Below are 12,026 nucleotides of genomic sequence, written 5' to 3'. Positions count from 1 at the left end.
CAAGTGGGTGGATGTGAAGGTGGGCCCCAACGCAGGCGCCCACGCCGCGGAGCAAGTGGGTGGATGTGAAGGGACTCGAACCCCTGACCTCTCGCGTGTGAAGCGAACGCTCTAACCAACTGAGCTACACATCCGGGCGCCGCCGTGGCGGCTGGGCAACAATACCCCAGGTCGCGGGCAGGCCCAATCCGGCCGGCTGAACGCGCCCTGGGTGGCGTACGTGGCGGTCGGCCCCAGCGGACGCAATAACCAGCCGCGGACGCAAAAGCTATTGCGTCCGCGCGAGGCTATTGCGTCCGCAGCAGATCGCCCTCTTCTCCTGAAACGATCTAGACCGCACACTGTGCTATGGCTTCCTCGTCGGGGGGTAGTGGGGAGTACGAAGGAAGTTCTGCTATGACTGCGAACGAGCAGCTACACCTACACGGATGCCACGGGAACCCACACGGTGTCCGATACGGCCAGCTGGCCGTCGATGAACCCCTGCTGACGGCCCTCGCCGACGCTGATCAGCGGCAGTTGCCTCAGTCGAGGGCCAGTACGAGGCGCAGGAAGCGCTCGATACCATCGGGCAGGAAGCCCGGGACGCCCGTCAGTCGCAACGCGAGCCAGATGACCACCGCGACGAAGGCCGCGGTGGCCAGCGCTCCCAAGGCCTGGACCCACAGAGGCTGCGCGCGCATCCAGCCATTCCAGGCGCGCAACTTGTCGCGCACGAAGTCCTGCAGCGCCTGGGCCTTTTCGAACTCGCTGGCCCAGATGGCGATTCCGGCGATCACGATGAGCCAGCCCGGTCCGGGCAGCGGCACGAGCGCCAGCCCACCCAGCACGAGCACCAGCCCGACGACGAAGACCAGCGCCCGATAGAGGCGGGCGGTCGGGGGGTGGGACCGGATCTTGCGTCGCCAGGCCCAGTCGTCGTCGTCCTTGTCCAGCAGGATCCCGCGGTCGGTCCGCGCGATCGCATTGCGGTCGAGCGCCGCGTGATCCGGAGAAACCTCCCGCGCATCGCGGAACTCCGACTCCGTCACGGGTCCATTCCATGCGCCGCTCGGGTTGCGAACACCTCCGCGGCGCGGGCCGTCAGCGGTCCCGGCGCAGCCACGACGCGCCCATCGACCTGCCGAACCGGCTGCACGTCGCGCGTGCTTGAGGTGATGAACACCTCCTGGGCCGTATGGAGCACGCTCAGGGGGAGCGCCTCCTCCACCACCGCGATCCCCGCCTCCCGGCACCACTCGATGGTCAGTTCCCGGGTGATCCCGGCGAGGCAACCGGAGGACAGGGGCGGGGTGTGGATCTGGTCGCCGACGACGACGAAGATATTGCTCCCGGTGCACTCGCTGAGCTCACCCCGAGTATTGGCGAAGACCGCCTCGCCGGCCCCCCGCTCCCGGGCATACGCGAGCGCGACGACATTCTCGGCATACGACGTGGTCTTCAGGCCGGCGACGGCGGAGCGTTCGTTGCGGGTCCACGGGGTGACGGAGAGGTGGGCCGTCGGCTCGGGGCGGGGCACCTCGGCGGCGGTGACGATATAGGTGAGCGGGCCGCTGCCTCGGTCCGAGCCGAGCGGCCCGATGCCACCGGTGACCGTGTAGCGCAGGCGGCCGAACACGATCGGCTCCCCTGCCGCCAGGACGGCCGCGATGCCGTTGTCCAGGGCATCCTCGTCGAGTTCGGGCAGGCCCAGCCCGGCTGTCGTGCGGCGCAGTCGCTGACGGTGGCGCGCGGCGGCGAACACCTGCCCGCCGACGATCTTGCACGTCTCGAAGGCGCCGTCGCCCACGGTGACCCCGTGATCCAGTGCCCCCAACGCCGGCTCGGCGTCGCCGCGAAGCGTGCCGTCGACCCAGACACGCACGCCCGTCACGGTCGCACCGTCCCGGACGCGAGACCAATCAGGCGCGCGGCTTTCAACTGCGTTTCCTCCCACTCGGCCGACGGGTCGGAGCCCCAGGTGATGCCGGCACCGGCACCGAAGTGGAGCGTCCGGTCACTTAGGCCTCCCTCGGCCCAAAACGTCCGAATCCCCACCGCGAGTTCCGCTTCGTCGCGTTCTGCGTCGATCCAGCCTATGGCACCGCAATAGGGACCCCGGGCGACCGGCTCCAACTCGCCGATGATCCGCAGCGCTGCGGACTTGGGCGCTCCCGAGACCGACCCGGGCGGGAAGGAGGCGTCGAGGATGTGGCGCCACGACACCTCCGGGAGGAGTTCGCCGGAGACATCGGTGACCAGATGCACCAACCCCGGGTGGTCCTCGACGCCGCACAGGCGGTCGACGACGACGGTGCCCGGGCGGCATACGCGCTGAAGGTCGTTGCGCACCAGGTCGGCGATCATCACATTCTCGGCATAGTCCTTGGGGAGCATCTCCGCCGCACTGACGGCCGTCCCTTTGATCGGACTCGAGGTCAGGCGATTCCCGGCCCTGCGCAGGTAGCGCTCCGGCGACGCGCACACGATGTCGACGCCTTCGGTCGGCGCGTGGATCACCGCGGCATACGGGGCCGGGTTCCCGCGCGTCAACAGCTGCGCGAGTGCGGGGAGGTAGGCGTCGTCCGGCAGGTCGTGACTCAGGATGCGACAGAGGTTGACCTGGTAGACCTCCCCCCGGCCGATGGCCGCGCGCACCGCGTCGACGCCGTCGACATAGGCCCCGCGCTCCAGGGTGGTCGACCAGGCCCCCGTCAAGGGCATCCAGGGGGCATAGTCCTGCGGCCGGGCCACGGTCCGTCGCCCATGCCGGGCGAAGCGCAGCGCGGTCAGGCTCCCCTCGAAGTCGATGACGACGGCCCAAAAGCCCGTGGTCAGCTCGTCGATGTCGTGGGAGACCTCGACCAGGTCGTATGCCGTTCGCCCACCGAACCGCGCCCAACTCACGGGGCCGACCCTACTGGCCGCCGCGCGTCCACCAAGGAAATGGGCCCGGGACGCCCTAGCGTGGCTCCATGTTCGACACCGTCCTCGGGCTGCCGCTGCACCCCCTCGTCGTGCACGCGGTGGTCGTCCTCGGCCCATTGGCGGCACTCCTCCTCGTGGCGTATGCCGCCGTCCCCCGCTGGCGGGCCGGCTTGCGCTGGCCCACGGTCGCCTGTGCTCTCGTGGCCGGCTGTGCCGCCGTCGTCGCCACCGAGGCGGGCGAGGCGCTCGCGGCCCGGGTCGGCGAGCCGGGTTTCGAGCACGAGGAACGCGGCGAGCTGGCGCGCACCGCGTTGCTGATCCTGGCCGCCGTCACCCTGGTGGTGGTCTTCCTCGTCGCCCGGGTCGAGGCGGCCACGGCCCGCGTCGGCGTGGCGTTGATCCTCTCGATCGCCGCCGCCGTCTTTGCGACCGGAGCGGTTGCCCTCGCCGGCCACAGTGGCGCCAAGGCCGTCTGGACCTCCGTCATCGACTCGACGTCGGGGTCGTGACATCTCGGCGCTGGAGCAGCGCGATCCTGGCGACCGCCGTGCTTACCGTGGCGGCCTGCGGTTCGTCCGAGCCGTCGTCGACGGGCGCCGCCCGGTCGGCCGCAACCGGCTCAACCAACGCCTCCCCGGAACCTGCGGGATCGATCACCCTGGCCTTCGGCGGAGACATCCATTTCGCGGACTATCTCGCTCCCCTGGCCACCGATCCCAATGGCCTGGCCCCGCTGAAACCCTTGTGGGGCAATGCGGATCTGCGGATGGCGAACCTCGAGACCGCGATCACGGATGGCGGCTCCCCGATGGCCAAGGCCTTCTTCTTCCGAGCGCCCGTGTCCGCGCTGACGACCTTGGCCAATGCCGGATTGACGATCCTGACCCAGGCCAATAATCACGCGGCCGACTACGGCGAGGTGGGGCTGGCCGACACACTCGCCGCGCGGGCCGCCAGCCCGGTCCCGATCGTCGGGATCGGCAGGGACGAAACGGACGCCTTCAGTCCGCGGCTTATGAACGTCAAGGGGCTCAAGATTTCCGTCTTCGGGGCCGACCAAGTGGCTGACGAGACGACCTTGCCGCTGTTCTCGGCGGGTCCGGCCAAGGCGGGCGTCGCCAGCAGTATGCCGACCACTCGCCTCGTCGCCGCGGTCACGGCCGCACGGGCCACGGCCGATGTCGTGGTGGTCTATCTTCACTGGGGTTTTGACTACCAGACTTGCCCGGACGAGCGCTCCGTCGCCACTGCCCGCGATCTCGAGGCCGCAGGAGCCGACGTCATCGTCGGGGCGCATAGTCATCGGGTCAACGGCGCGGGGTGGCTGGGCCGCGCCTATGTCGACTACGGACTCGGCAACTTCGTCTGGTGGCGCTCGGCCGAGCCGGACTCGCGCACCGGGATTCTCACCCTGACCGTCGACCGCACCAAGGCGAGCCAACCGGCCCAGGCGAGGACGGGGCCCGTGGTGACCAGCGCGTCGTGGAGGCCGCTGCTGATCGGCCGGAACGGCATACCCGCAGAACCGGCGCCAGCAGATGCGACGCGCCTGACGGGGCTGTGGGAGGAAGCCCGCGCCTGCACGGGGTTGACCGCGGCACCGGACGCCCCCGGATAGCCGCCCGCTACTGTGGCGACATGCTCGCCGTCGCCGCCGTCACCCAGTCCACAACCGATCCCCTATCGGGCCTGTATGTCGGTGACCTCGCCGAGCCCGAGGTACCCGCCGGCTGGGTGACCATTGATGTCGTCGCCGCCGCCCTGAACCACCACGACGTGTGGTCGTTGCGCGGTGTGGGCCTCCCGGCCGACCGGCTCCCGATGATCCTCGGGTGTGATGCGGCCGGTCACGACGCCGACGGCAACGAGGTACTGGTCTATCCCGTCGTCTCCTCCCCCGGCTGGGGCGCCGACGTCACCATGGACCCGCGCCGATCGCTGCTCTCCGAGATCTATCCGGGGACGCTCGCCGAACGGGTCCGGATTCCTGCCGGCAACCTCGTCCCCAAGCCCGCGGGCTTGTCCTGGGAGCAGGCGGCGTGCCTGCCGACGGCCTGGCTCACGGCATACCGGATGCTGTTCACGAATGCCGCGGTGAGTCCCGGTGACACGATCCTGGTCCAGGGGGCGGGTGGGGGCGTCGCTACGGCCGCTATCCAGCTGGGGGCGGCGGCTGGCCTGCGGGTGTTCGCCACCTCGCGGGACGCCGCCAAACGGGAGCTCGCGCTCGACCTCGGGGCCCGCGAGGTCTTCGAGAGCGGCGCGCGACTGCCCGAGCGTGTGGACGCCGTCCTCGAAACCGTCGGCGCGGCCACCTGGTCGCACTCGGTCAACGCACTGCGCCCTGGCGGGACGATCGTCATCTCGGGGGCGACGTCCGGGGATGCCCCGGCGAAGGCCGAGCTCACCAAGATCTTCTTCAAGCAGCTGCGGGTCATCGGCTCGACAATGGGAACCAGGGAGGAACTTGCGCGCTTGGCCCGGTTTGTCGCCGAGCGGGGTATCCAACCCCGAATCGACTCGGTGATCCCCTTGGCCGAGGCGCGGACCGGGTTCGAGCGGATGGTGCGTGGGGACGTGAGCGGCAAGATCGTCTTCCGAAACTGATGCCGTCATAACACTTGTATTCTACCTAGCCCTAGGTAGACTAAAGCATGAGCACGCCATTCCGGATGACGATCCCAACCCAACGGGTATTGGCCGTGCTGCTGGCCGATCAGGGCAAGGAGCACCACGGCTATGACATTGCCCGACAGGCCGGTCTCGCGAGCGGGACGGTCCATCCGATCCTGGCCCGTCTTGAAGACGCCGGCTGGGTGAGTTCCCGCTGGGAGCAGATCGATGAGTCCGACGCGGGGCGCCGCGCCCGCCGCTATTACGCGATGACCGATGCGGGCGTGAGCGGCGCGCGTGCCGCGCTGGCCAAGGTCTGGCCCGCGCCGGTCACGGAACGCAGCCACGTCGCTCGATCGAGCGGCCTGGCCACCATCCTGAGTCCCGCCATTCTCGATTCCGCCAATCCCAACCCGATAGAAGTCTCGTCATGAGTCAGCCGAGTTTCCTCAGTCGTCGTGCCGTCGAGCTGGTGACCCTCGCTCTCCCTCGCCGCCGCGACGCTCGCACCCGACCACCCCATCCTGACCAGCACTCCACCGCTATATCCGAGCATCCGGTGCCGCCTTCACCTCGGCCACCGCTGGTCGGAGGCCTACACCGAAGACGGTCATCGCTACCTGCGCTGCCACAACTGCGGCGAGGATCGGCGCGGGTCCTCCCCCGCGCCGGAGAACGCGCTCTGGGTGGGCAATGTCGGCGGCGGCATGGGCGGAATGACCTGAGACCCTCCCGTGACGCGAAGATCCCCGGTCCTGGGTCAGCGCCGCACTAGCGTGACCTTGTGATGGCGAAGGTCGGCATCACAAGATCGGAGGAACTATGTCGGACAAGACTGCTCGGGCGACGCTGAACCGGCGCAACCTGCTCGCCCTCAGTGGCGCGGTCGCGGCGAGCGGTGCCCTGGCGGCGTGCGGCGGGAACACCGGCCGAGCGACCTCCACGACGAGTTCCGGCGCCAGCGCCTCCGCATCCGGCTCGGCCTCCGGGGGTGCGAAACCCGTTCTGCAGCAGTGGTATCACCAGTACGGCGAGGCCGGCACGCAGCAGGCGGTCGAGGGCTACGCAAAGGCCTACACCGCCGCTGACGTCAAGGTCACCTGGAAACCGGGCGACTACGACCAGACCACGGCCGCGTCCCTGCTGACCGCCAATGGCCCGGACGTCTTTGAGTACGGCAATGGCCCGACCATCGACATGATCAAGGGTGGCCAGGTCGTCGACCTGACCGGGCTGCTCGGCGACGCCGAAGCAGACTTCAACCCGGCCATGGTCAAGCGGATGACCTATGACGGCAAGTTGTGGGCGGTCCCGCAGGTCGTCGACATGCAGATTCTCGTCTACCGCAAGTCCTTGCTGGAGAAGGCCGGCGTCAAGCCGCCGGAGACCATCGATGAGTTGATGGCTGCCGCCGAGAAGCTCAACAGCGGCGACACCAAGGGCCTCTTCCTCGGCAACGACGGCGGCGTCGGTCTCATGGGTGGCCCGATGCTCTTCTCGGCCGGCGCGGACTACCTCAACGAGGATGGGTCCTTCGGCTTCGACAACGACAATGTCGTTGCGGCCCTAGGCAAATTGCGCGAGATGTTCCAGAGCAAGTACCTCCTGCTCGGCGCGCCCAAGGACTGGTATGACGGGTCCGCCCTCGCCCAGGGCCTGACCGCCATGCAGTTCACCGGCCTGTGGACCTTCCCCGACCTGACCAAGGCGCTCGGCGACGACTATGGCTGCGTGCCGTGGCCAGCCATGCCGGGCGGCAAGAAGTCGGTCGTCGTTGGCGCCTATGGCTCCTGCGTCTCGGCGAAGTCGGCGAGTGTCGATGCCGCCAAGGAGTTCGTCAAGTGGCTGTGGGTCGACCAGACCGATAAGCAACTGGACTTCGCCACGGCATATGGCTTCCACATCCCGGCGCGCGCTTCGCTGGTGCCGCAGGCCAAGACCCTGCAGTCGGGTGCGGCCAAGGATGCGGCAGCGGCCGCTCAGGAGTTCGGCCACGCGCAGAGCACGATCTTGTGGACTCCCAAGTGCAGCACCGCTTTTGGCGACATGATGACGAAGGTCGTCAAGGACGGCGCCGACGCCAAGGCCGAGATCGCCAAGGTCAAGGCGATCGCCGACGCCGAGGTCAAGCGCGTCCTGGGCTAGTCGCCGGTGACGACCTCCAGCCTTCCAGTCGATCCGTCCCCAGCGACGGCCGCCACCGCGCGGCCGTCGCTGGGGGCTCGGCTGCGCGGCCGACAGAATCAGAACCTGTGGTTCTGGGTCTTCGTCGGCCCCTTCGTCCTCGGGCTGATCATCTTCATCTACATCCCGATCATCTGGAGCATCTACCTCAGCTTCTTCGAGTCCTACAACACCGTGACGCCGACGAAGTTCGTCGGCGCCGGCAACTACCTCGACATGCTGAAGGACGAGTCTTTCCGCTCCAGCCTGGGCACCTTCATCGTCTTTGCGTTGTTCATCGTCCCAACGACCTTCGCGCTATCGCTGCTGACGGCAATCCTGGTCGCGCGCACCCGGGTCATGCAGGCCTTCTTCCGCTCGGTCTTCTTCTTGCCGACGGCCTGCTCGTATGTCGTGGCCGCCCTCATCTGGAAGATGTCGATCTTCGCGGGAGTGCGTTCGGGCGCGGCCAATGCGATGCTCGGCGTCTTCGGGGCGGACTCGATTCCGTGGCTCTCGCTGACCAAACCGCCGTGGTACTGGCTAGTGATCGTCAGCGCCCGCCTGTGGCTGCAGGTCGGATTCTACATGATCCTGTTTCTGGCGGCGCTGCAACGGATTTCGACGACCTTGTATGAGGCGGCCGCCATCGACGGGGCGAGCGGGTGGCAGGCCTTCCGCTACATCACGCTGCCACAGTTGCGGCCCACCTCAGCGGCGGTCCTGCTGTTGTTACTGATCAATGCCTTCCAGGCGTTCGATGAGTTCTACAACATCCTCGCCTCGTTCGGGACCTATCCCCCGTATGCCCGTCCGCCCCTGGTCTATCTGTATTACGTCGCCCTCGGGCAGGGCCAAGACTTCGGCCACGGCAGTGCTGGCGCGGTCATCCTGACCCTGGTCATCGCCCTGGCGGCCGTCGTCTTCAACCGCTTCTTCAGCTTCCGAGGGGAGGACTAGATCGTGGCGATCGTCGACAACTCGCGCGGAGCCAAGGTCGGGGCAACGGCTCGCTATTCGGCGCTCATCCTGGCGGCGCTGCTGTTCTTGCTCCCGTTCTACTTGTTGCTGCGCAATGCGCTGATGTCCGAGAACGATCTCGGCTCGCCGAAGTGGCACTGGCTGCCACCGACGTGGGAGTGGAGCAACTTCTCGGCGATCTTCAACGACCCCGCGCTGCCGATGACACGCAGCCTGCTGAACTCGATCGCGATCTCGGTCTTCCAGACGGCGGGTGTCCTCGTGATCAGCGGGCTGGCAGGCTACGGCCTGGCCCGCATCCCCTACCGCTGGTCGAATGCGGTCTTCTACCTGATCACCGCAACCCTCCTCATCCCGGCGGCCGTGACCTTCGTGCCGAGCTTCGTCCTCGTCTCGTCGCTGGGCTGGATATCCACCCTGCGCGGCCTAATCATCCCGGGCCTGTTCCAGGCCCTCGCGACCTTCTTATTCCGGCAGTTCTTCCTGGGCTTCCCGAAGGAAATCGAGGAGGCCGCCTTCCTCGACGGCCTCGGCTATTGGGGGACGTTCTGGCGCGTTGTCGTGCCGAACTCCTTCGGGTTCGCCGCAGCGATCGGGACCATCACCTTCATCGGCTCGTGGAACGCGTTCCTCTGGCCCCTCGTGATCGGCCGCGACCAGACGACGTGGACCGTGCAGATCGCGCTGTCGACGTTCTTGACCGCACAGTCGGTCAACCTCAGCCAACTCTTCGCCGCCGCCCTGGTCGCCATCGCGCCCCTACTGCTGATGTTCCTGTTCCTGCAGCGCTGGATCGTCGAAGGCGTCGAGCGCACCGGCATGGGCGGCGACTAGCCCCACGAAGTTCTCCGCTCCAGCGCGTTGCACCTGTCACACCTTGATGACGGTGACGAGCCCCAGACTTGAGAGAACGTCGAAGTCGTCATCTTGCGTGACGACCGGCAAGCGATTCGCCCGCGCGGTCGCGGCAATCCATAAATCGTTGACGTTGACTCGGCGCTTGGCTCCGGCGATCTCGACCCGGAGGCGTGCCCACTCGGCAGCGACCGCACCGTCGATCGGCAGGGGAAGCAACTCCGCAGCGGCCGCAAGAGTGTGTAGCCGGTGCTGTCGAATTGCCACGCTGCTCGCGGCTAGGACACTTGCCTCCAGTTCAGCGAGCGTCACAGCTCACGCGATGCGACCGTCGTCATGTGGCTCGGTGGAGCCCTCTCCCGCACACCACGGGTTGAGTCAAGCGAGGCCCTCGACGTCGGCGCGGCGGGCGATGGTGGCGGTGGCGCGGCGGCAGGCCGACTCAGGAAGGGTCGGCATGATTGCGTCCAGGAAGCCATACCGGCGCGCAATCGAGGCCTCGTATGCCGTGCTGCTCACCTTCGTGCGCGCCACCCGCCACCAGTCCGCGATATCGCCCCACCCGGGCGCGGCGAGAGAACCACCAAACTGCTGGATCGCCAGGGCGGAGCACAGGCCCGCGAAGCCCAGGCGGTCCGCGAGGGGCCAGCGAGCGAGGGTGCCAAGAACCAGTGCGGCACCGAAGACATCGCCGGCTCCCGTTGGATCCAGGGCATCCACGCGTAGCGCCGGCACCATCGCCTCCTCCCCCGTTGTGGCGTCGATCGCGAGCGCACCGTCGGCGCCATTGGTCACGACCGCGAGCGGCACGCGGTCGGCAATGGCATAGAGAGCCTCCTGCGCGGTGCGAGTGCGCGTATAGGCCATGGCCTCCACGGCATTGGGGAAGAAGGCGTGCGCGGTGGACAACCGGCTCAAGACGGACCGGTCCCATGTCTCCGTCGCATCCCACCCGACGTCAGCGAAGACCAGTGCTCCTTGTTCGTGCGACCGCGTGACCCACGCCGGGGCGGCACCCTCCTCGTGCTCGGCGAGGTCGATCATCACGGCAGCAGATCGAGGTGGTTCACCGATCAATTCGGTCGAGGCAACGGGCGCCGGATGGCCGTGCGTGACCATGGTGCGGTCACGGTCCACGGACATCGACACCGTCACCGGACTATGCCAATCAACGAAGCGACGCGAGTGGCTCAGGTCGATGTGCTCGCCGTCTTCCAGTGTGCGCCAACAGAAGTCGCCATAGTCGTCATCGGAAAAGGCCGCGGCCAGGGCGGTCCGCAACCCCAGCCGGCGGGCAGCGATCGCGAGATTGGCGATGCCGCCCGGGCAGGACGCCATCCCGTCGGCCCACTCCTCCGTCCCCGGCTGCGGGGTCCGGGCCAGCCCGGTGAAGATGATGTCGAGGAAGACCGTGCCGTGCACGAACAGGTCGACCTCGGGGCCACCGGGGGTCCGGAGGGCGGCGAGCGGGTCGAAGCGGACGTTGGGCACGGCATACCTCCTCGTGGGCCGTCGCTAGTCTCTCGTGTCCGGGCCAGCCGCCCCGGGAGGCGAGGCCGACTCGGCCATGATGGTGAGTATGAAGTTGGCGATCCTCGGCGGCGGCGGGTTCCGGGTGCCACTGGTCGTCCGCGCACTCCTGCGGGAGGCCGACTCCCCCATCACCGAGGTCACCCTGTATGACGCGGACCCCGTGCGCCTCGCCGCCATCGCCAACGTCGTGGCCCAGTCGGCGGCGAGTCTCGGCGGGCGCCCGTTACCGGTCACGACGACGACGGATGCGCGGGCGGCGCTGGCGGGAGCGGCATACGTCTTCTCGGCGATCCGGGTCGGCGGACTCGCCGGACGGGTGACGGACGAGCGTGTCGCGATCGCGAATGGCGTTCTCGGACAAGAGACGGTAGGCGCCGGCGGGATCGCGTTCGGGCTGCGCACAATCCCCGTCATCATGGCGTTGGCGCGCACCGTGCGCGAGGTCGCGCCGGCCGCCTGGGTCGTCAATTTCACCAACCCGGCGGGGATGGTGACGGAGGCGATGTCCACAGAGCTCGGCGATCGGGTCATTGGTATCTGCGACTCCCCGTTGGGCCTCGCCCGGCGGGTGGCGCGTTCGCTGGGGCGGCGTGTCGAGGACTGTCGTATCGACTATTCGGGGCTGAACCATCTGGGGTGGTTGCACGGCCTGCACGACCGGGACGGTGACCTGGTGCCCCGGTTCCTCGCCGACGATGCGGCCGTCGCGGGGACCGAGGAGGGCGAGATCTTCGGCGTCGACTGGCTGCGCTCACTGGGAGCCGTGCCTAACGAATACCTCCACTACTACTACTTGCACCGGGAGGCGCGCGCCGAGCAGCGTGGCGCCGGCCATCGCACCCGGGGCGAGTTCCTGGCCAGCCAGCAGCAAGGCTTCTTCAATCGCATCACGGCGGCGCCGGAGACGAGCTTGACGCAGTGGGAAAGCGTTCTAGCCGAACGAAATGCGACCTATATGGCGGCCGCCCGGGGGG

Annotated in this window: 13 protein-coding genes and 1 tRNA gene; 8 read left to right on the top strand and 6 right to left on the bottom strand. The window is 68.1% G+C overall.

The genetic code is table 11. The annotated features are described in order from the left end of the window. Positions 1-60 precede the first annotated feature (60 nt). The 4 genes from BN13_RS07730 to BN13_RS07715 form a co-directional block, all read right to left on the bottom strand. A tRNA-Val gene (locus tag BN13_RS07730) sits at positions 61-134 on the bottom strand. 390 nt (positions 135-524) lie between these two features. Continuing rightward, complete coding sequence (locus tag BN13_RS07725; protein ID WP_235433974.1) at positions 525-1,031, bottom strand: PGPGW domain-containing protein; 507 nt, start codon at positions 1,029-1,031, stop codon at positions 525-527. Then, positions 1,028-1,873, bottom strand: coding sequence for an aminotransferase class IV (locus BN13_RS07720; protein WP_201329064.1), 846 nt, complete (start codon positions 1,871-1,873; stop codon positions 1,028-1,030). Before BN13_RS07720 ends, BN13_RS07725 begins: the two co-directional genes overlap by 4 nt. Next, positions 1,870-2,886: a chorismate-binding protein gene (locus tag BN13_RS07715; RefSeq protein ID WP_048545776.1), complete on the bottom strand. Its 1,017-nt coding sequence runs from the start codon at positions 2,884-2,886 to the stop codon at positions 1,870-1,872. The genes BN13_RS07720 and BN13_RS07715 overlap by 4 nt, the downstream gene beginning before the upstream one ends. A gap of 68 nt (positions 2,887-2,954) precedes the next feature. Between BN13_RS07715 and BN13_RS19565 the strand changes: the two genes are divergently transcribed. From BN13_RS19565 to BN13_RS07680, 7 genes are all read left to right on the top strand, one after another. Further along, a complete protein-coding gene (locus BN13_RS19565; protein ID WP_048545774.1) occupies positions 2,955-3,416 on the top strand; it encodes a DUF2231 domain-containing protein in 462 nt (153 codons plus the stop codon). After that, positions 3,413-4,525, top strand: a complete 1,113-nt coding sequence (locus BN13_RS19200) for a CapA family protein (RefSeq protein WP_053079755.1) — start codon at positions 3,413-3,415, stop codon at positions 4,523-4,525. Before BN13_RS19565 ends, BN13_RS19200 begins: the two co-directional genes overlap by 4 nt. Before the next feature lie 20 nt (positions 4,526-4,545). Further along, positions 4,546-5,514: a zinc-binding dehydrogenase gene (locus BN13_RS07700; protein ID WP_048545772.1), complete on the top strand. Its 969-nt coding sequence runs from the start codon at positions 4,546-4,548 to the stop codon at positions 5,512-5,514. Between the two features lie 47 nt (positions 5,515-5,561). Beyond that, positions 5,562-5,954 carry a PadR family transcriptional regulator gene (locus BN13_RS07695; RefSeq protein WP_235433973.1) on the top strand — a complete coding sequence of 131 codons (393 nt, stop codon included), beginning with the start codon at positions 5,562-5,564 and terminating at the stop codon, positions 5,952-5,954. A 388-nt stretch (positions 5,955-6,342) separates the two neighbouring features. After that, positions 6,343-7,665 carry an ABC transporter substrate-binding protein gene (locus tag BN13_RS07690; protein WP_048545769.1) on the top strand — a complete coding sequence of 441 codons (1,323 nt, stop codon included), beginning with the start codon at positions 6,343-6,345 and terminating at the stop codon, positions 7,663-7,665. Between the two features lie 6 nt (positions 7,666-7,671). Further along, on the top strand, positions 7,672-8,643 hold the full coding sequence (locus BN13_RS07685) for a carbohydrate ABC transporter permease (protein WP_084733630.1): 972 nt from the start codon (positions 7,672-7,674) through the stop codon (positions 8,641-8,643). A gap of 3 nt (positions 8,644-8,646) precedes the next feature. Then, positions 8,647-9,498 carry a carbohydrate ABC transporter permease gene (locus BN13_RS07680; RefSeq protein ID WP_048545767.1) on the top strand — a complete coding sequence of 284 codons (852 nt, stop codon included), beginning with the start codon at positions 8,647-8,649 and terminating at the stop codon, positions 9,496-9,498. A gap of 36 nt (positions 9,499-9,534) precedes the next feature. On the opposite strand, the gene BN13_RS07675 is transcribed toward BN13_RS07680, so the two are convergent. Both BN13_RS07675 and BN13_RS07670 read right to left on the bottom strand, forming a co-directional pair. Next, on the bottom strand, positions 9,535-9,831 hold the full coding sequence (locus BN13_RS07675) for a PIN domain-containing protein (RefSeq protein WP_048545765.1): 297 nt from the start codon (positions 9,829-9,831) through the stop codon (positions 9,535-9,537). Positions 9,832-9,897: 66 nt separating this feature from the next. Next, positions 9,898-11,010, bottom strand: a complete 1,113-nt coding sequence (locus tag BN13_RS07670) for a PfkB family carbohydrate kinase (protein WP_048545763.1) — start codon at positions 11,008-11,010, stop codon at positions 9,898-9,900. 88 nt (positions 11,011-11,098) lie between these two features. Between BN13_RS07670 and BN13_RS07665 the strand changes: the two genes are divergently transcribed. After that, positions 11,099-12,026: family 4 glycosyl hydrolase (locus BN13_RS07665; protein ID WP_053079754.1), on the top strand; the 928-nt coding region annotated here is incomplete at its 3' end.

Source organism: Nostocoides jenkinsii Ben 74, assembly GCF_001046875.1.
Classification (GTDB): domain Bacteria; phylum Actinomycetota; class Actinomycetes; order Actinomycetales; family Dermatophilaceae; genus Nostocoides_A; species Nostocoides_A jenkinsii.
This window is presented reverse-complemented; position numbering and strand designations above follow the sequence as displayed.